18 protein-coding genes are annotated in these 19,003 nt (G+C 63.6%); 9 read left to right on the top strand and 9 right to left on the bottom strand.

Going from position 1 to position 19,003, the window contains the following annotated elements; translation table 11 throughout:
* Positions 1-3: 3 nt before the first annotated feature.
* On the bottom strand, positions 4-1,923 hold the full coding sequence (locus PLAV_RS13135) for a pyrroloquinoline quinone-dependent dehydrogenase (RefSeq protein ID WP_012111513.1): 1,920 nt from the start codon (positions 1,921-1,923) through the stop codon (positions 4-6).
* Positions 1,924-2,026: 103 nt separating this feature from the next.
* Between PLAV_RS13135 and PLAV_RS13130 the strand changes: the two genes are divergently transcribed.
* Positions 2,027-2,731: a TetR/AcrR family transcriptional regulator gene (locus tag PLAV_RS13130; RefSeq protein ID WP_012111512.1), complete on the top strand. Its 705-nt coding sequence runs from the start codon at positions 2,027-2,029 to the stop codon at positions 2,729-2,731.
* Between the two features lie 108 nt (positions 2,732-2,839).
* Positions 2,840-3,346, top strand: coding sequence for a PAS domain-containing protein (locus PLAV_RS13125; protein WP_012111511.1), 507 nt, complete (start codon positions 2,840-2,842; stop codon positions 3,344-3,346).
* A 9-nt stretch (positions 3,347-3,355) separates the two neighbouring features.
* On the opposite strand, the gene PLAV_RS13120 is transcribed toward PLAV_RS13125, so the two are convergent.
* Complete coding sequence (locus PLAV_RS13120) at positions 3,356-3,673, bottom strand: DUF1476 domain-containing protein (protein WP_012111510.1); 318 nt, start codon at positions 3,671-3,673, stop codon at positions 3,356-3,358.
* A 347-nt stretch (positions 3,674-4,020) separates the two neighbouring features.
* On the opposite strand from PLAV_RS13120, the gene purC reads away from it, so the two are divergent.
* From purC to grxD, 6 genes are read left to right on the top strand one after another with little or no spacing between them, the layout of a single operon-like run.
* Positions 4,021-4,782 (top strand): phosphoribosylaminoimidazolesuccinocarboxamide synthase, encoded by a 762-nt coding sequence (gene purC, locus PLAV_RS13115; RefSeq protein ID WP_012111509.1) that lies wholly within the window; start codon positions 4,021-4,023, stop codon positions 4,780-4,782.
* Positions 4,783-4,793: 11 nt separating this feature from the next.
* Entirely contained in the window at positions 4,794-5,039 is a 246-nt protein-coding gene (purS, locus tag PLAV_RS13110; protein ID WP_012111508.1) for a phosphoribosylformylglycinamidine synthase subunit PurS, read from the top strand.
* 2 nt (positions 5,040-5,041) lie between these two features.
* On the top strand, positions 5,042-5,710 hold the full coding sequence (gene purQ, locus PLAV_RS13105) for a phosphoribosylformylglycinamidine synthase subunit PurQ (protein ID WP_012111507.1): 669 nt from the start codon (positions 5,042-5,044) through the stop codon (positions 5,708-5,710).
* Complete coding sequence (purL, locus tag PLAV_RS13100; RefSeq protein ID WP_041536719.1) at positions 5,710-7,926, top strand: phosphoribosylformylglycinamidine synthase subunit PurL; 2,217 nt, start codon at positions 5,710-5,712, stop codon at positions 7,924-7,926. The genes purQ and purL overlap by 1 nt, the downstream gene beginning before the upstream one ends.
* Before the next feature lie 31 nt (positions 7,927-7,957).
* Positions 7,958-8,194, top strand: a complete 237-nt coding sequence (locus PLAV_RS13095; RefSeq protein ID WP_012111505.1) for a BolA family protein — start codon at positions 7,958-7,960, stop codon at positions 8,192-8,194.
* A 39-nt stretch (positions 8,195-8,233) separates the two neighbouring features.
* Positions 8,234-8,572 (top strand): Grx4 family monothiol glutaredoxin, encoded by a 339-nt coding sequence (grxD, locus tag PLAV_RS13090; RefSeq protein ID WP_012111504.1) that lies wholly within the window; start codon positions 8,234-8,236, stop codon positions 8,570-8,572.
* Positions 8,573-8,644: 72 nt separating this feature from the next.
* On the opposite strand, the gene rpsD is transcribed toward grxD, so the two are convergent.
* From rpsD to PLAV_RS13075, 4 genes are all read right to left on the bottom strand, one after another.
* Positions 8,645-9,265: a 30S ribosomal protein S4 gene (rpsD, locus tag PLAV_RS13085; protein WP_012111503.1), complete on the bottom strand. Its 621-nt coding sequence runs from the start codon at positions 9,263-9,265 to the stop codon at positions 8,645-8,647.
* Positions 9,266-9,436: 171 nt separating this feature from the next.
* On the bottom strand, positions 9,437-10,690 hold the full coding sequence (locus PLAV_RS13080) for an alpha-L-fucosidase (RefSeq protein WP_083762577.1): 1,254 nt from the start codon (positions 10,688-10,690) through the stop codon (positions 9,437-9,439).
* Complete coding sequence (locus tag PLAV_RS19980) at positions 10,579-10,884, bottom strand: alpha-L-fucosidase (RefSeq protein ID WP_049767782.1); 306 nt, start codon at positions 10,882-10,884, stop codon at positions 10,579-10,581. The genes PLAV_RS13080 and PLAV_RS19980 overlap by 112 nt, the downstream gene beginning before the upstream one ends.
* Positions 10,885-10,925: 41 nt before the next feature.
* Positions 10,926-11,714 (bottom strand): RNA methyltransferase, encoded by a 789-nt coding sequence (locus PLAV_RS13075; RefSeq protein WP_012111502.1) that lies wholly within the window; start codon positions 11,712-11,714, stop codon positions 10,926-10,928.
* 167 nt (positions 11,715-11,881) lie between these two features.
* On the opposite strand from PLAV_RS13075, the gene PLAV_RS13070 reads away from it, so the two are divergent.
* The gene (locus PLAV_RS13070; protein ID WP_012111501.1) at positions 11,882-13,105 is read left to right on the top strand and encodes an NADP-dependent isocitrate dehydrogenase; all 1,224 of its coding nucleotides are present in this window, start codon (positions 11,882-11,884) and stop codon (positions 13,103-13,105) included.
* A gap of 642 nt (positions 13,106-13,747) precedes the next feature.
* On the opposite strand, the gene alaS is transcribed toward PLAV_RS13070, so the two are convergent.
* From alaS to PLAV_RS13055, 3 genes are all read right to left on the bottom strand, one after another.
* Positions 13,748-16,426: an alanine--tRNA ligase gene (gene alaS / locus PLAV_RS13065; protein ID WP_041536007.1), complete on the bottom strand. Its 2,679-nt coding sequence runs from the start codon at positions 16,424-16,426 to the stop codon at positions 13,748-13,750.
* Positions 16,427-16,654: 228 nt separating this feature from the next.
* Positions 16,655-17,752: a recombinase RecA gene (gene recA, locus PLAV_RS13060; protein WP_012111499.1), complete on the bottom strand. Its 1,098-nt coding sequence runs from the start codon at positions 17,750-17,752 to the stop codon at positions 16,655-16,657.
* A 123-nt stretch (positions 17,753-17,875) separates the two neighbouring features.
* On the bottom strand, positions 17,876-18,934 hold the full coding sequence (locus PLAV_RS13055) for a fatty acid desaturase family protein (RefSeq protein ID WP_041536006.1): 1,059 nt from the start codon (positions 18,932-18,934) through the stop codon (positions 17,876-17,878).
* Between the last annotated feature and the right edge of the window lie 69 nt (positions 18,935-19,003).

Raw genomic sequence — 19,003 nt, 5'->3', positions numbered from 1 at the left:
TCCTCACTCCGGCAGCGCGAAGGCGACGACGGAGTCGCCGAGCCTCGTCGTCGCGCGAGCATGGCCGCCGGCGGCGATGACGACATATTGGCGGCCTTCCCATTCATAGGTCATGGGCGTGGCCTGCCCGCCCGCGGGGAGACGACCTTTCCAGAGTTCCTCGCCTGACGCCGCATCGAAGGCACGCAGGTAATCGTCCATCGCCGCGCCGATGAAGACGACGCCGCCCGCCGTGACGATGGGTCCGCCGAAATTCGGCGTGCCGAGTTTCCACGGCAGGGGCACGGGCGCGAGGTCGCGCACAGTGCCGAGCACGCTTTCCCATGCGATGGTGCCGTCGGAAAGATCGACCGCCGTCAACATGCCCCAGGGCGGCGGATTGCAGGGGAGATCGAGCGGCGAGAGCACAAGCTCGCGCTTCACCGCCCAGCGCGTCGGCGCCTGCGGCGAGATTTCCTCGTTCGGCTCGGCCGCCTTCGCGGCGGCGAAATCTTCCGACGGGATCAGCGTGATGAGATGCGCGGCGCGGCTCGTGTTGATGTACATGAGCTGGCTTTTCGGATCGAACGCCATGCCGCCCCAGTTAGCGCCACCACCGGTGAAGGGATACATGATCGTGCCTTGAGGGCTCGGCGGCGTGTAGAGACCTTCGGAGCGCGCGCCGGCGATCTTTTCGCGGCAGGCCTTGCGGTCCCAGTAAGTGAGGCCCCAGGCATCGTCCGGCGACAGCGTTTGCGGCACCAGCGGCGGCGGCGCGACGGGGAAAGGCTGCGTCGGCGAGAGAAACTCGCCCGCCGCGCCGCCCTGCGGCACGGGACGCTCTTCCACTTCGAAGATCGGCTTGCCCGTATCGCGGTCGAGCACGAAGACGAAGCCCGTCTTCGTCACCTGCACCACGGCATCGAGTGGCTTGCCTTCGCGCGTCAGCGTGACGAGGCTCGGCTGCGCCGGCAGATCGTAATCCCAGACATCGTGATGCACGGTCTGGAAGTGCCAGCGGACATCGCCGGTGCGCGCATCGAGCGCGACGACGGAATTCGCATAGCGGTTGTCGCCGGAACGCTCGCCGCCGAAGAAATCGGGGCTCGGCGATGATGTCGGCAGGAAGAAAAGCCCGCGCGTCTCGTCCGCCGACATCGGCGCCCAGACATTGGCATGGCCTGTATGTTCCGCGACGCCGCGCGGCCAATCCTCGGGATGATCCTTCGCGCCGCGTGTCACCGGATTGAAATCCCAGAGCGGCTTGCCCGTGCGCGCATCGAAGGCGCGGACGGTGCCCTTCGGCGCATCGACGCGGCGATTGTCGCTGATGGCGGAGCCGATGACGACGACGCCATCCGCAACGGCGGGTGGCGACGTGATCTGGAATTCGCCGGGCCATTGGAGATCCATGCCGGGATCGATACGGACTTCGCCATCCATGCCGAAACCAAGGCAGGGCTGGCCTGTCCCCGCATCGAGCGCGATGAGGCGGCTGTCGACCGTACCCATGAACAGCCTGGTGGCGCAGAGGTCGCCCTCCCCCGCCGCCGCATCCACCCAGGGCGTGACGCCCCGGCAGATGAACTGGTTGCCCGGCCGGTAGCCGGTCGTAACCTTCGGGTCGTAGCGCCACTTCTCGGCACCCGTGCCGGGATCGAGCGCAATTACCTCGTTGAAGGGCGAGCAGAAGATGAGCGAGCCTGCGACGAGAACCGGCGTGCCCTCGAAGGCGCTGCTCTTCATGTCGTCAGCGCGCGCCGTCAGGTCGCCCGTGGAGTAGGTCCATGCGGGCGCGAGATTGCCCACATTCGCCGGGGTGATCTGCGCCGAGGCCGAATGGCGCTGCCCGCCCGCATCGCCGCCATAATGACTCCAGCCCGCAGCCTGCGCGGGCAACGACATCAACAGGATGGACAACAGGAAAAACGCGAAGCGGGTCATGATCTCTCTCCCAAGCTATCTTGACTGAATGATTCATTCATTTATTCTAAGAGTCAAGACGATTCGGGGAGATACTCGCGTCGAGGCAACAAAGGAGCGAGGAATGGCCCGGAAGAAAACGCCGCAGAAAGTGGACGACATCGCGGAAGCCGCGATCGCCTGCTTTACCGACCTCGGCATCCGCCGGACCCAGATGGCGGACGTGGCGAAGGTTGCAGGCGTCTCCGCAGGTACGCTTTATCTCTATGTGACGAGCAAGGAGGCGCTCTTCCATCTGGCGATCCTGAAGGTCTGCGCGCGGCCGCTGGAAAACCTCGCCTTCCCGCTCGCCGACCCGGGCATGAAGGCGACAGCCGCCATTTTCGCTGCACGAATCGCTGAGGTCCGCCACTGGCCGGCGCTCGACGAGGCCTTGAAGCCAAACGCCAAGGCCGGCATGGAGACGCTGCGCCAGATCGGACGCGAGCTTTACGACATGCTGAGCGAGGCCCGCCGCGCCATCTGGCTGGTCGACCAGTGTTCTTCGGAGATAGCCGAGTTCGAACAGATGCATGCACGCGATCTCCGCGCCCGGCACCGCGACCAGCTCGCGGAGGCGGCGGTGAAAGCCGCCGGACGGAAAGCCGCCCCCTCGCCCGCCCTCATCCTCGCGGCACGGCTCGGCATCGAAGTCGTGGCCTGGGCGGCGATGCACCGGCTGCGGGAATCGCCCGTCAATTTCATTCGCGGCTTGAGCGAGGCGGACGCAAGGGAAACGGCGGCCCGGAGCTTCGCCACCATGCTGATCTCGGCGGCAGAGGCGGAATGATGCCGATCTGGACCCAACAAGGCGTGTTTTAAGCGGATTTTATCGCTTTGCTGGTCACATCGAAGCAGGGGCCGGCAGGCGGTCCCGATAAAAACCGGGATAGCGGCGATGTATGCCGATGCGCGACCCAGAAATCACGAAAATCCGGCGATACGGATCGAGACGAATGTGGCGCCGATCCCGGCCGCATCCCACCCTCTTTCGCTGGCGCTGATCGACTTCTGGGAGCGGCATCGCAAGGACGGCCGCCTGCTCAGCCGCGCCGAACTCCCCTGCCGCGAGGCAGCCCCTTTGCTTCCCAATGTTTTCGTGCTGGAGCCGACCGACGCCTCGGCCCGGGACTGGCGCCTGCGCCTCGTCGGCACAACGCTGACCCGTTGGCTCGACTTCGATCCGACAGGCATGACAATCTCAGAGTTCTACCACCCGGACCATGTGGACCATAATGCCGGCGTCTACCGAAAGGTCACGACGCAGCAGGAGCCGCACATCACCCGGGGCCGCCTCTGCGGCGTCAAACGGGATTTCCTGGAACTCGAAATCGTCCACCTGCCGATGGAAGGCGCGTCGAAAGACGAGATACTGCTGCTTGGCTGCGTCTCGATCTTCCAATAATTCCGTGCGTCAGGCCTGAATCTGGCGGACGGCTTCGTCGAGCAGGCGGGCCATGGCGGCGCGGATGTCGGCATCGGACTGGGCCACACCCTTCGCGTCGAAATCGCGGCGCACCTTGCGGAAGACATCTTCCTCGCCCGCTTCCTCGAAATCCGCCGAAACCACCTCGAGCGCATAAGCCGCGGCCGCATCGCCCGACAGCCCGAGCAGCTCCGCCGCCCACAGGCCGAGCAGCTTGTTGCGGCGGGCCGTGGCCTTGAAGCGCAGCTCCTCGTCATGTGCGAACTTCTTCTCGAAGCCTTCCTCGCGCTTGTCGAAGGTGGTCATAAGCGGGTCTCTCCGTTACATGATGCAAAGCCTGCTACCGGAAAATGGCGGCAAGCCTGAATTCTGCCCTAGGCATAGCCGCCCGGCCTCCCCAAATCAACCGTGATCGGAGGCGGCGCGGCGGCCTGCGACGAATTAGCTAAAGCCCTGATTTCCAGCCGTTTTTCGCAAGGGTTGCGCCGCACCAAAGGCTCGTTGTATCGCTTCTGGCCTTGGGGTACTTTGCGCACGCCGGAGGGCCGATTCCGCTGCCTCTTCCGGCTCTCCTACCGCTTTGGAGCGGCCCCAAAATTCGCGCGGGCGGACCTCGCGCACCCACCTCCGGGCTAACCGATTGGAATCATGACATGAGCCGGCGCAGACGCGTTTATGAAGGCAAGGCAAAGGTACTTTACGAAGGCCCGGAACCCGGCACGCTCATTCAGCATTTCAAGGACGATGCGACTGCCTTCGACGCGCAGAAACGCGCCACCATCGAGGGCAAGGGCGTTCTCAACAACCGCATCTCCGAATTCATCTTCACGCGGCTGAACGAGATCGGCGTGCCGACGCATTTCATCCGCGCGCTCAACATGCGCGAACAGCTCATCCGCGAAGTCGAGATCATCCCTTGCGAGGTGGTGGTGCGGAACGTGGCGGCGGGCTCGCTCTCCAAGCGCCTCGGCATCGACGAAGGCACGGTGCTGCCGCGCTCCATCATCGAGTTCTATTACAAGAACGACGAGCTGCACGACCCGATGGTGTCGGAAGAACACATCACAGCCTTCGGCTGGGCAACGCCGCAGGAAATCGACGACATGATGGCGCTCGCCTTGCGCATCAACGACTTCCTGACCGGCCTCTTTCTCGGCATCGGCATCCGCCTCGTCGACTTCAAGGTCGAGTTCGGCCGCCTCTACGAAGGCGAGATGGTGCGCGTCGTTCTCGCGGACGAGATCAGCCCGGACTGCTGCCGGCTGTGGGATACCCGAACCAACGACAAGATGGACAAGGACCGCTTCCGCCGCGACATGGGCGGGCTGATCGAAGCCTATTCGGAAGTCGCAAGGCGGCTCGGCATCCTGTTCGAGAATGAACCCAAGCGTAGCGGCCCGAAACTGGTCAAGTGACACGAGGAAGTATGAAAGCGCGTATCAAGGTCACGCTCAAGAACGGTGTTCTCGACCCGCAGGGTAAGGCGATCGAGGGGGCGCTCGGCTCGCTCGGTTTCTCCGGCGTCGAAAGCGTGCGGCAGGGAAAATACATCGAGGTCGAACTGGCCGAGACCGACCGCAAGAAGGCCGAAGCCGCCATTGACGAGATGTGCAAGAAGCTTCTCGCCAATACCGTCATCGAAAACTACGCGATCGAGCTGGACGAGAAGTGAGCATGAAATCTTCCGTCGTCGTCTTCCCCGGCTCGAACCGCGAGCGCGACATGATGTACGCGCTTGAAACCATCACCGGCAGCAAACCGACCGCCGTCTGGCATGCGGACCGGGAACTTCCCGAGACGGACCTCGTGGTCCTGTGCGGCGGCTTTTCCTATGGCGACTATCTGCGCACCGGCGCCATTGCCGCACGCGGCAACATCATGCCCGCCGTGGCGAAGGCAGCGGACAGGGGCGTACGCATACTCGGCGTCTGCAACGGCTTCCAGATTCTCTGCGAAGCGGGACTTCTGCCCGGCGTGCTGATGCGCAATGCCGCTCTCAAATTCGTCTGCAAGCATGTCGATCTAGAAGTTGCGAATGCCGATACGGACTTCACGCGCAAATACGAAGCCGGTCAGGTGTGGCGCTGCCCGGTCGCGCATGGCGACGGCAACTACTTTGCGGATAGCGAGACGCTGAAGCGCCTCGAAGGCGAAGGCCGCGTCGGCCTGCGCTATGCGCGCGGCACCAACCCGAACGGTTCGCTGAACGACATTGCCGGCATTCTCAACGAGCGCGGCAATGTGTTCGGCCTGATGCCCCACCCTGAAAACATGATCGAACCGTTGAACGGCGCGACCGACGGACGCGCTCTCTTTGAAAGCGTGCTGGAGGCTGTGGCGTGATACCGAACGATGTCAGGATCACCCCGGAGCTGATCGCCGAGCACGGCCTGAAGCCCGACGAGTACCAGCGCATTCTCGACCTGATCGGGCGCGAACCGACGCTGACCGAACTCGGCATCTTCTCCGCCATGTGGAACGAGCACTGCTCGTATAAATCCTCGAAGAAGTGGCTGCGCACGCTGCCGACCACGGGGCCGCGCGTCATCTGCGGGCCCGGCGAAAATGCGGGCGTCGTCGATATCGGCGACGGACAGGCGATCATCTTCAAGATGGAAAGCCACAACCACCCCTCCTACATCGAACCGCATGAAGGCGCGGCAACGGGCGTCGGCGGCATTCTGCGCGACGTCTTCACGATGGGCGCGCGCCCCGTCGCGGCGCTGAACGCGCTGCGCTTCGGCGCGCCGGATCATCCGCGCACGCGGCACATCGTGTCGGGCGTCGTCGCGGGCATCGGCGGCTACGGCAACAGCTTCGGCGTGCCGACCATCGGCGGCGAGGTGAATTTCGATCCGAGCTATAATGGCAACTGCCTTGTGAACGCCTTCGCGGCGGGCCTCGCCGATGCCGACAAGATTTTCTATTCGGAAGCGAAGGGCGTCGGCCTCCCGATCGTCTATCTCGGCTCCAAGACCGGACGCGACGGCATTCACGGCGCGACCATGGCCTCCGCCGAATTCGGTGAGAACTCGGAAGAGAAGCGCCCGACCGTGCAGATCGGCGATCCCTTTTCCGAAAAGCTGCTGCTCGAAGCCTGCCTTGAACTGATGGCATCGGGCGCCGTCATCGCCATTCAGGACATGGGCGCGGCGGGCCTCACCTGCTCCGCCGTCGAGATGGGCGCCAAGGGCGACCTCGGCGTCGAACTCGACCTCGACAAGGTGCCGTGTCGCGAAGACGGCATGACGGCCTATGAAATGATGCTGTCGGAAAGCCAGGAGCGCATGCTCATGGTGCTCGATCCGGCGAAGGAAAAAGAGGCCGAGGCGATCTTCGTCAAATGGGGCCTCGACTTCGCGATCATCGGCAAGACGACGGACGACCTGCGCTTCCGCATCAAGCGGCACGGACAGGTCATGGCCGATCTGCCGATCAAGGACCTCGGCGATCAGGCGCCGGAATATGACCGGCCATGGATAGCGCCTGTGAAGCCGGAGCCTCTCGACCCTTCCAGCGTGCCCGCGCCGAACAATATCGGCGAGATACTTGTGCGGATGCTTGGCCTGCCGGACATGTGCTCGCGCCGCTGGGTCTGGGAGCAATATGACCACCTCATTCAGGGCAACACGGCAATCGGACCGGGCGGCGACGCCGCTGTGATCCGCGTGGAGCGCGGGCCAAAGGGCCTCGCCTTCACGCTCGACGTGACGCCGCGCTATTGCGCCGCCGATCCGCGCGAAGGCGGCAAGCAGGCAGTCGCCGAATGCTGGCGCAACCTGACGGCTGTCGGCGCCGAGCCGCTTGCCATTACCGACAATCTGAATTTCGGCAATCCCGAGAAGCCGGACATCATGGGCCAGTTCGTCGGCTGCATCGAAGGCATCGGCGATGCCTGCCGCGCGCTCGACTTCCCTGTCGTCTCCGGCAATGTGTCGCTCTACAACGAGACCAACGGCAAGGGCATCCTGCCGACGCCCGCCATCGGCGCGGTCGGCCTGCTCGACAATTTCGAAGAGCGCGTCACCATCGCCTTCAAGGCGGAAGGCGAAGCCATTGTGCTGATCGGCGAGACGAAGGGCCATCTCGGCCAGAGCATCTATCTGCGCGACATCGCCGGAAAGACCGACGACCGCAGCGCGCCGCCGCCTGTCGACCTTGCCGTCGAACGCCGCAATGGCGACTTCGTGCGCGCCGAAATCCGCGCCGGAAGAACCACCGCCGTTCACGACATTTCGGATGGCGGAATTCTGGTGGCGCTCGCCGAAATGGCGATGGCGGGCGGCATCGGCGCAAGCGTCAAACCGGAGACCGCCCTTCCCCTCCACGCCTGGGCTTTCGGCGAGGATCAGGCACGCTACCTGGTAACCATGCCGGAAAATGAGGCGAAAGCCTTCATCGCACGGGCGGAAAAGGCAGGAATTCCCGCCACCCGCCTCGGCACGACCGGCGGTAACGAATTGACACTCAACGGGGGCGTTCCCATATCATTGGCGGGTATCAAAGCCGCCCATGAGGGCTGGCTGCCCGCCTATATGGCGGCAGGCGCCGAATTGTGAACGCCAACGCCAAACGGGAGACCCGCACGACATGGCCATGACCGCCTCGGAAATCGAACGTCTCATCAAGGAGGCCCTTCCCGATGCGATCATCGACATTCGCGATCTGGCAGGCGACGGCGACCATTACGCCGCGAACGTCGTCTCCGCCGCCTTCAAGGGCAAGACCCGCGTGCAGCAGCACCAGATGGTCTACAGCGCGCTGAAGGGCGGCATGGGCAACGAGCTTCACGCATTGGCGCTGCAAACCAGCGCGCCGCAGGACTGACACAAGCGCCGGCATCGAGCCGCGAAAGGACGAAACGACATGAGCGAAAATCCGGTCTTCGACCGCATCAAAGGCGAAGTGGCGAGCCAGGACGTGGTGCTGTTCATGAAGGGCACGCCGGTCTTTCCGCAATGCGGCTTCTCCAACGCCGTCGTGCAGGTGCTGACCTATCTTGGCGTTCCCTTCAAGGGCATCAACGTGCTGGAGGATGACGACATCCGCCAGGGCATCAAGGAATTCTCGGAATGGCCGACCATTCCGCAGCTCTATGTGAAGGGCGAATTTGTCGGCGGCTGCGACATCGTCCGCGAAATGTTCGAACAGGGCGAACTGCGCGACTACCTTGCGCAGAAGGGCGTCCAGACGGAAGCCGCGTAAGAACTCCCCGCCATCGGGCAACAAAAAAGGCCGCGCAGTGCGCGGCCTTTTCTTTTGCCGTGACGCGGCAGACTAGCTGCGCGAATAGAATTCGATAACGAGGTTCGGTTCCATGTGAGCGGCGTAGGGAACGTCGCTGAAGGCCGGAATACGGACGAACTTCGCAACCATCTTGTCGTGATCGACTTCGATGTAGTCCGGCGTGTCGCGCTCGGCCGACTGCGAGGCTTCGAGAACGATCGCGAGCTGCTTCGACTTCTCGCGCACCTCGATCACATCGCCTTCACGAACGCGGTAGCTCGGCACGTTGACGCGCTTGCCGTTGACCAGAATGTGGCCATGGCCGACGAACTGGCGCGCGGCGAAAGGCGTCATCACGAATTTGGCGCGGTAGACGACCGCATCGAGGCGGCGCTCCAGCAGGCCGATCAGGATTTCGCTGGTATCGCCACGGAGACGGTTCGCCTCCTTGTAGATGCCGCGGAACTGCTTTTCGGAAATGTTGCCGTAGAAGCCCTTGAGCTTCTGCTTGGCGCGCAGCTGCACGCCGTAATCCGAGAGCTTGCCCTTGCGGCGCTGGCCATGCTGGCCGGGGCCGTATTCGCGGCGGTTAACCGGGCTCTTCGGACGACCCCAGATGTTTTCGCCCATCCGGCGGTCGATTTTGTACTTGGACTCCTGGCGCTTTGTCATCGCGGTTTCCTTGGTCAAGAATGACGGAAACGCGCCCTCCTCTGCCCTTTTTGGGCCGACAGGGGATGGCTACAAGCGTCGCCTTCCCCGCGGGTGCGTAGTTAAATAAAACAGGCCCCCAAATCCGGGAGCCCGTTTCGAGGCGGGTTTTAGCCCGGCCCGTGCCTGCTGTCAAACAGCCGCCACCCTGACCACAGGGCCAAAACCGCCATCGAGCGGGCGGCGGAAGGTGAGGAGGAGGTCCTGGCCGACGGGGCTGCCGTCGGCGAGGAGCTTGCCCTCGCCCGTCAGCGCCACATTGCGCAGGCGCAGGCTCTCACCTGCCGGTCGCCCGAGGATAAGAATATTGACCATGCCGTCCCGCTGCGTGAAGCGGACGGGGAGGCCGTCCGCCGTCTCCGTGTCCGAGGTCTCGCCGGCCTTGCCCCATGGCTTGCTGCCATAGACCGCCGATCCATTGGCGCCGAGCCAGTCGCCAAAGGCGCTGAGCCGCGAGAGCTGCGCCTCCGGAATGCCGGCATCCGCACCGCGCGGCCCGATATTCAGCAGGAGATTGCCGCCCTTCGAAACACCGTCGATGAAATCGCCGAGCAGCGTGTCCGCCGCCTCATAGTCTTCGTCCTTGTCGTCGCGGTTGAAGCCGAAGGAATAGCTCATGCCGCGCGTCGCTTCCCACTTCTTCTTCTGGATGGTGGAGAAGCGCGTGTATTCGGGCGTCCGGAAATCGCTGTGCGGAATGGGCTGCGGAATGATGCCCTCGACCGCTTGCGGATTCTTCGCGATGTAGCGTTTGGCGAAATAATCGACGAGGCGGCGTACCGGCTTTTGCCGCAACAGGCGCGAGGCGAAGCGTGCATGCGGCCAGCGGTCATTCACCACGCCTTCCGGCACGGCATTGTAGTAATCCGCAAAGAGCGTCAGCAATTCATCGAGCCCCGTCGGCCAGGATATGTCGTTCCACAACACGCTCGGCTCATACCGCTCGATCAGTTCTCGCGTCTGCGCCAGCGCATAGGCCGGATAATCGCCCGCCGGCATCGACCCGAGGAAATCCACCAGCGTGCGCAGCGGTTCGCGATTGAAGGTCCAGTCGATGCCGCCGGAATAATAGACGCCGAAGCGCAAGCCCTGCGCGCGGACGGCACGCGCGAGTTCGCCGACAATGTCGCGCTCCGTCGTCCAGCCTTGTTCGTGACGGTTCGCGACGCCGCTCGGCCAGAGGCAGAACCCGTCATGATGCTTCGTTACCAGCACGAAATATTTCGCGCCGGAGCGGGCGAAGGCTTCGGCCCAGCTGTCCGGATCCCAGCTTTTCAGGCCCGCGGCGAAGGCTTCCCGGAAATCGCCATAGGGCCGGTTGCCATAATGCTCGGCGTGAAACTCAGCCGAGGGCGTCCGGGCACCTTGATCGCGGTCGCATACCACTCGGTGTAAGGCGTCATCGCGACGGCGCGATCGTAATCCTTCTTGAAGGCATCCGAGATGCTGCCGAGGCGGGGCGCGAAGGCGGGAATTGAAAAGAGGCCCCAGTGAATGAAGATGCCGAACTTGGCGTCGTCATACCATTGCGGCAGCGGCCGCGCGCCCAGCGACGCGAGCGTACCCGAATAGCGCTCCATGTGTTTCTCCCCCTTTGGCGAATCCCTCATCCGCCAGCATATCAGTCCGGCGGCCCCTCGCCTTTCGGATAGCGCCGCGTCAGCGCCGCGACGACACCGCGCAAGGTGCGGACCTCTTGCTCGGTGAGGACCGCGCGCTGGAACATGTTGCGCAGGTTCCGGATCATCGAGGGCCGCTTCTCCGGCGGCTTCAGGAAACCGAAGCGGTCAAGCTCGCCCTCGAGGTGATGGAAGAAGCCGACAAGCTCCTCCTTGGTGGCGGGCCGCGTCTGCGGATATTCGATCCGCGCGGCTTCCGTAGCGTCACCCGCCTTGTGCCACTCATAGGACATCAGCAATACGCATTGCGCGAGATTGAGCGAGGCGAAGGCGGGATTGACAGGCACCATCATCAGCGCATCGGCAAGGACAATGTCGTCATTCTCGAGCCCCGTGCGCTCCGGCCCGAAGAGGAGCCCGGCACGCCCGCCCGCGCCGAAGGCCACGCGCATCTGAGTAGCCGCCGTCTCCGGCGTCAGGATCGGCTTCACCATGTCACGGGAGCGGGCTGTCGTCGCAATGACATAATCGAGATCCGCGATGGCCTCTGCCGTGGTGGCGAAAAGCCGCGCCCCGTCTATCACCTCGTCCGCGCCCGAAGCCGCCGCGCGGGCACGCTCGTTCGGCCAGCCATCGCGCGGCCGCACGAGGCGCAGGTCGGTGAGCCCGAAATTCAGCATGGCGCGCGCGGCCGTACCGATATTCTCGCCGAGCTGCGGCGCCACGAGAATCACCGCAGGCCCTGCTTCCCGGAGCGCCTCGTCTTTCCTGGTTTGATCCGTGCCGGCCATGCCGCTCCGCCATATTCTCTCTGTTCCCTAGGGGAACTCGGCCCGCGCTCAATAAGCGATTGCCCGCCTTTAATCAATCGGCCCGCAATGTTATAGGAAGAGGGCCCTTTACCGGCCCCGCGCGCCTGCCCGCGCATCCCGCCCGTTACAAGTTCGAAGGATCCCCCATGCCGAAGATCAAAGTCGCAAACCCCGTGGTCGATCTCGATGGCGATGAGATGACCCGGATCATCTGGCAGATGATCAAGGACAAGCTGATCTTCCCCTATCTGGATCTCGACATCGACTATTACGACCTCGGCATGGAGCACCGCGACGCCACCGACGACAAGGTGACGGTGGAGAGCGCGGAAGCGATCAAGAAATACGGCGTCGGCGTCAAATGCGCGACCATCACGCCGGATGAGGCGCGCGTCGAGGAATTCAAGCTGAAGAAGATGTGGAAGTCGCCCAACGGCACCATCCGCAACATTCTCGGCGGCACCGTCTTCCGCGAGCCCATCATCTGCCGCAACATTCCGCGCCTCGTGCCCGGCTGGACGGAGCCGATCGTGATCGGCCGTCATGCCTTCGGCGACCAGTACCGCGCCACCGACATTCTGATCCCCGGCAAGGGCAAGCTCACCATGAAGTGGGTGTCCGAGGACGGCAAGGACACGATCGAGGAAGAGATTTTCGATTTCCCCTCCGCCGGCGTCGCCATGGGGATGTACAATCTCGACGACAGCATCCGCGACTTCGCCCGCGCCTGCATGAAGTTCGGCCTCGCCAGGAAGTATCCGGTCTACCTCTCGACCAAGAACACGATCCTGAAAACCTATGACGGCCGCTTCAAGAACCTTTTCCAGGAAATCTACGAGAAGGAATTCAAGGCCGATTTCGAGGCCGCGAAGATCACCTATGAGCACCGCCTGATCGACGACATGGTGGCCTCGGCGATGAAGTGGTCCGGCGGCTATGTCTGGGCGTGCAAGAACTACGATGGCGACGTGCAGTCGGACTCGGTGGCGCAGGGCTTCGGCTCGCTCGGCCTGATGACATCCGTGCTGCTGACGCCGGACGGCAAGATCATGGAAGCAGAAGCCGCGCATGGCACGGTGACGCGCCACTTCCGCGCCCATCAGCGCGGCGAGGAAACCTCGACCAACTCGATCGCCTCGATCTTCGCCTGGACGCGCGGGCTCACGCATCGCGCCAAGCTGGACGGCAATGACGAATTGGCGAAGTTCGCCCAGACGCTCGAAAAGGTCTGCGTTTCGACAGTGGAAAGCGGCCACATGACGAAGGACCTGGCGCTGCTCGTCGGCTCCGAACAGTCATGGCTGTCGACGGAAGGCTTCCTCGACAAGGTCGCCGCCAATCTCGACAAGGCGCTCGCGAAACAGGCGTAATCTGCAGACGAACAGACCAGCCAGCGAAAGAACGGCAGGATCACCGCTCAGCACGAACAGCCCCGCAAGGCACGCGCCTTCGGGGTTTTCTTTTCGTTTGCGGCCTTCAGGAAAAGAAGGTTGCGCGGAGCGGCGGCGACGCCGCCTTTGTTTGTTTATATTGGCGGGATGCGTCCTCCTCCGACGCTCCGCGCACGGCGATTCTTGAACCTGCCACCCATAACCCAACGGTGCTCCGGCTTTTATCGGCCGGCCGCTTGCGGATCGTAGTGTCCGCTCCACAATCAGATCCTCCCGGGATGCACGGTACGTTACTCCGCACACCGCAGGACGCCGCTCCCTCTCCACGCAACCGGCCGTCCGGACGCGCCCTTCGCGGAGCGAGATGAAACTAATATGGGGACGGAGGAATGGAGGGGGACAAGTTTATTTTCGCGGACGCTCCTCTCTACCACCCTCCCCTTGGGGGAGGGTCAAACCGCTGCAAGCGGTTTGGGGCAGGGTCGCGGCTTGACTGCAATTACGAGCGGGAAAGTTCATCGGGGCGGAAGCACAGCCCCCGCCCCGAAAAATTCGGCGCGTTCCGCTTGAATTTTGTCGACCCTCCCCCAAGGAGAGGGTGGTAGAGAGCGAGGCGCTTCTCTACGCAGCACCGGCAAGTTCGCCGACCGCCGCCTTCACCGCGTCGAGCGCGGCGTCGGCCTTTTCGGCTTCCGGGCCGCCGGCCTGCGCCATGTCGGGCCTTCCGCCGCCGCCCTTGCCGCCCATTGCCGCCGCACCCGCCTTCACGAGTTCGACCGCGTTGTAGCGCGAGGTGAGATCGTCGGTGACGCCGACGGCGATGGCGCCCTTGCCGTCTTCCGAAATTGCGACAAGCACCACGACGCCGGAGCCGAGCTGCTTTTTGCTCTCGTCGATGAGGCCGCGCAGATCCTTCGGGTTCACGCCTTCAAGCTTGCGCGCAATGAGCTTCACGCCGCCGAATTCCTGCACTGGTGATTCCTGCCCGCCGGAACCGCCGCCGCCGGACATGGCAAGCTGCTTCTTCGCCTGCGCCAGCTCGCGCTCCAGCCTTTTGCGCTCTTCCATCAGCGAGACGACGCGGGCCGGCAGGTCTTCCGTCGAAATGCGAAGCGCGCTTGCCGCTTCCTTCGCGATCCTGTCCTGTGCGACGAGATAGGCGCGAGCGCCCTCGCCCGTCAGCGCCTCAATGCGGCGGATGCCTGACGCGACCGCACTTTCGCTGACGATCTTGAAGATCGCGATGTCGCCGACGCGGCGCACATGCGTACCGCCGCAAAGCTCGACCGAATAGGTGCCGTTGGGGTTTTCGTCATCGAGCCCCATGGCCAGCACACGCACTTCCTCGCCATATTTTTCGCCGAAAAGCGCCAGCGCGCCCGCCGCGATCGCATCTTCCGGCGTCATCAGCCGCGTCGTCACTTCCGCGTTCTGGCGGATCACGCGATTGACGATGGTCTCGACCTCGGAAATTTCTTCCGGCGTCATCGGCTTCGGATGGCTGAAGTCGAAGCGCAGCCGCTCCGGCCCGACCATCGAGCCCTTCTGCGTCACGTGATCGCCGAGCACGCGGCGCAGCGCCTCATGCAGCAGATGGGTTGCGGAGTGATTGGCGCGCGTTGCATCGCGCAGGGATTTGTCGACCTTCATCTCGACGATGTCGCCGAGCTTCAGCGTGCCGCGCGCGAGCTTGCCGATATGGACATGCAGCGCACCAAGCTTCTTCATCGTGTCGATGACGGGGAACTCCGCGCCATCGGCCGAGAAGACGATGCCGGTGTCGCCGACCTGGCCGCCGGACTCCGCATAGAACGGTGTCTGGTTGGTGATGAGGGCGGCGTCCGTGCCGGCCTCCACCTTGTCGACAGGCTGGCCATCCACGAGGAGCGCGACGACCTTGCCTTCCGCAATCTCGCTTTCATAGCCGAGGAATTCCGTGGCGCCGACCTTGTCGCGGAGCTCGAACCAGACAGCTTCCGTTGCCTTCTCGCCGGAACCCGACCAGGCGGCGCGCGCATCCTGCCGCTGCTTCGCCATTGCCTCGTCGAAGCCGGTCTGATCGACGCTCATGCCGCGCGAGCGCAGCGCATCCTGCGTGAGATCGAGGGGGAAACCGTAAGTGTCGTAGAGCTTGAAGGCGACCTCGCCCGCCAGCACGCCCTTGCCGCCGAGGCTTTCGATTTCCTCGTCGAGCAGCTTCAGCCCGCGCGTCAGCGTTTCGCGGAAGCGCGTTTCTTCGAGCCGCAGCGTTTCGGTGACGAGCGCCTCGGCGCGCCGCAATTCGGGATAGGCATCGCCCATCTGGCGGACAAGCGCCGGAACGAGCCGCCACATCAGCGGCTCGGCAACGCCGACGAGCTGCGCGTGGCGCATGGCGCGGCGCATGATGCGGCGAAGCACATAGCCGCGGCCTTCGTTCGACGGCATCACGCCGTCGGCGAGGAGGAACGAGCTTGAACGGAGATGATCCGCGATGACGCGGTGGCTGACGGCGTGCGGCCCGTCCGGATCGCTTTTCGAGGCCTCGGCGGAGGCGACGATGAGCGAGCGCATCAGGTCGGTCGAATAATTGTCATGCGTGCCCTGCAACACGGCGGCGATGCGCTCGAGGCCCATGCCGGTGTCGATCGAGGGCTTGGGCAGCCGCGTGCGCGAGCCGTCTTCATGCTGCTCATACTGCATGAAGACGAGGTTCCAGATTTCGATGAAGCGGTCGCCATCCTCGTCCGGGCTGCCGGGAGGGCCGCCGGGGATCTTGTCGCCGTGATCGTAGAAGATTTCCGAATTCGGGCCGCAGGGACCGGTATCGCCCATCTGCCAGAAATTCGACTTGGCGCCGAGGCGGACGATCTTGTCGTCGCTCAGGCCGGTGATCTTCTTCCAGAGCCCGTGCGCCTCGTCATCATCCTCATAGATGGTGACCATGAGGCGGCTTTCGGGCAGCGCCAGTTCCTTCGTGATGAGATCCCAGGCGAACTCGATCGCCTCGGCCTTGTAGTAGTCGCCGAAGGAGAAGTTGCCGAGCATCTCGAAGAAGGTGTGATGGCGCGCCGTATAGCCGACATTGTCGAGGTCATTATGCTTGCCGCCCGCGCGCACGCATTTCTGCGAGCTCGCCGCGCGCTTGTAGGGCCGCGTCTCCTGACCGGTGAAGACATTCTTGAACGGCACCATGCCGGCATTGGTGAAAAGCAGCGTCGGGTCGTTATTCGGCACAAGGGGACCGGAGGCCACGACCTCATGGCCCTGCGCCCGGAAAAATTCCAGATACTTGCTTCTGATCTCGTTGACGCCGGCCATTTTCCGCTCGTTTTCGGGATAAGGGGCGGAAGGGACGAGGCCCGCAATCCGCCCGTTTCTCAAGGATATATAGGGTGTCAGCTTTTACCTGTCGCCCCGTCCCCTGTCCAGAAAGGCCCTGAGCGGCGCGGAAAGGTGAAATGACGGGACAAGGGCGCAAAAAGAAAGCGGCGCCGGAGGGTACCCGGCGCCGCCCTGCACATTCGGCTAGAGAACCGAAGTAAAACCCTATGCGCTGGCTTCCATGTCGCCGGCATCCTCGTCGCCATCGCGCTCGCTGCCGGGAACATCCATGATCTTCTCGGCAATGAGGCCCGCATTGGCGCGGATCGCCGCCTCGATCTCGGCAGCCATCTCGGGATTGTCCCGGAGGAACTGCTTGGCGTTCTCGCGGCCCTGTCCGATACGCTGGCTGTTATAGGAGAACCAGGAGCCGGACTTCTCGACGATGCCGGCCTTGGAGCCGAGATCGACGAGCTCGCCCATCTTGGAAATACCCTCGCCATACATGATGTCGAATTCGACCTGCTTGAAGGGCGGCGCAACCTTGTTCTTCACCACCTTCACGCGGGTCTGGTTGCCCACCACCTCGTCCCGGTCCTTGATCGCGCCGATGCGGCGGATGTCGAGGCGGACGGAGGCGTAGAATTTCAGGGCGTTGCCGCCGGTGGTCGTTTCCGGGCTGCCGAACATCACGCCGATCTTCATGCGGATCTGGTTGATGAAGATGACCATCGTGTTCGACTTGGAAATCGAACCGGTGAGCTTGCGGAGCGCCTGGCTCATCAGCCGCGCCTGAAGGCCCGGCAGGCTGTCGCCCATCTCGCCTTCCAGTTCGGCCTTCGGCGTCAGCGCCGCCACCGAGTCGATCACCAGCACGTCGACCGCGCCGGAGCGGACCAGCGTATCGGCGATTTCAAGCGCCTGCTCGCCGGTGTCGGGCTGGGAAATCAGCAGGTCGTCGAGCTGCACGCCGAGCTTGCGGGCATAAATGGGGTCGAGCGCGTGTTCCGCGTCCACGAAGGCGCAGACGCCGCCGCTCTTCTGGGCCTCGGCCACGGTCTGCAGCGCCAGCGTGGTCTTGCCCGACGATTCCGGCCCGTAAATCTCGATGATGCGGCCGCGCGGCAAACCGCCGATGCCAAGCGCGATGTCGAGGCCGAGCGATCCGGTCGAAACCGACTCGATCTCCACGATCTGCTCGTTCTTGCCGAGCCGCATGATGGAACCCTTGCCGAACGACCGCTCGATCTGGCTGAGAGCGGCGTCCAGCGCCTTCTTCTTGTCCGAATCGTCTTTCACGAGGCTCACTACATTCTTTGACATGACCGATTTCCCCTTATTCCATCACCCGCCGAGTCGCGCAACGCGCCGTTCCTTGACGGTCAATGTACTTATTTTGTTCTCATTGGCAACGGATTTTTCAAGCCATTGAGATTAAAGGGAAAATCAGCACATGTTCGCGCGGCGTTCCGCTTCGCTGTCCGCGACGGCACGACCCGGCGCCTCTGCCGCCACGCCGGCCCGCGCCATGCGCGCGCCCGGCGCGACGCCCGCCAGCGGCCGTGCCGCCAGCCCGCCGCGCTTCCGGTCCCAGGCATGGGTCCAGTCATGGATGACCGCCCCTTCCGCCTCGAGGATCGGCCGCATTTCATGGAAGGCGGCGCCGATCCGGTAGAAGGGGATGCGCGGGAAGAGGTGATGGATGAGGTGATAGGTCTGGTACATGTCGAGCACCGTCACCAGCCGGTGAATGGCGCGCGGCAGCAGGAAGACGCCGCTGTCCTTGTAACGCTCCTGCGAGAGATGCGGCCGGTGCGGCAGGTAGTTGAAGACGAGCCCGATCAGCGCGACGTTGAGGAAGGTCGGGAAGATCCACAGCATCAGGATCTCCCAGCCCCATCCATAGACGAAGCCGACGGCAACAAGCGTCCACGCCGTCAAATGATGCGCGCCGGCGATGAAATACTGCTTCCGGTGCGCCGGGTCTTTCCACATGCCCATCCGCGTCATCATGAAGACGTAGTGCGGCGTCTGCGTGAAGAAGCGGAACACCAGCACCAGCGGGTTGCGGGAGGCGCACCATGTATCCGGGTCGCGCTCGAAATCATTGGTATAGCGGTGATGGACGAGATGCATCACATCGTAGCCGCGATAGGGAATGAGCGTGGCGATGCCGCCGATCCAGGCGAGCGTATCGTTCAGCCATTTGTAGCGCCGGTCGTCGCCCGAGATCGCGTCATGGATGCCGTCGTGAACCGCCATGAACTGCATCAGCAGCAGATAGCCATTCACCAGCATCGACACCCAGAGCGGCCATGTGCCCGTGAGCCCCGCCGCCGTCGACACGGCAAGCGCCACCAGCGAGCCGAGCGACACGAACACCGTCGGCCAGGCGACATGCCCCGTATGCCGCCGCGCCACGGCGAGCGCGGCCCGGTGGTTCTCCGCGCTCGTGCGCGCCGGCCGGGAGCTGTCCGGCTGGAGGGTACTCAGATCAATGGACATCAGGCGAAACCGCTTGCCCCGTCGTTTCATACCGGCACAGGATACATGGTCCCGCATGGTGAAACCAGC

The organism is Parvibaculum lavamentivorans DS-1 (genome assembly GCF_000017565.1).
GTDB lineage: Bacteria > Pseudomonadota > Alphaproteobacteria > Parvibaculales > Parvibaculaceae > Parvibaculum > Parvibaculum lavamentivorans.
The sequence above is the reverse complement of the archived record's forward strand: the minus strand, read 5'-3'. Positions and strand labels throughout refer to the sequence as shown.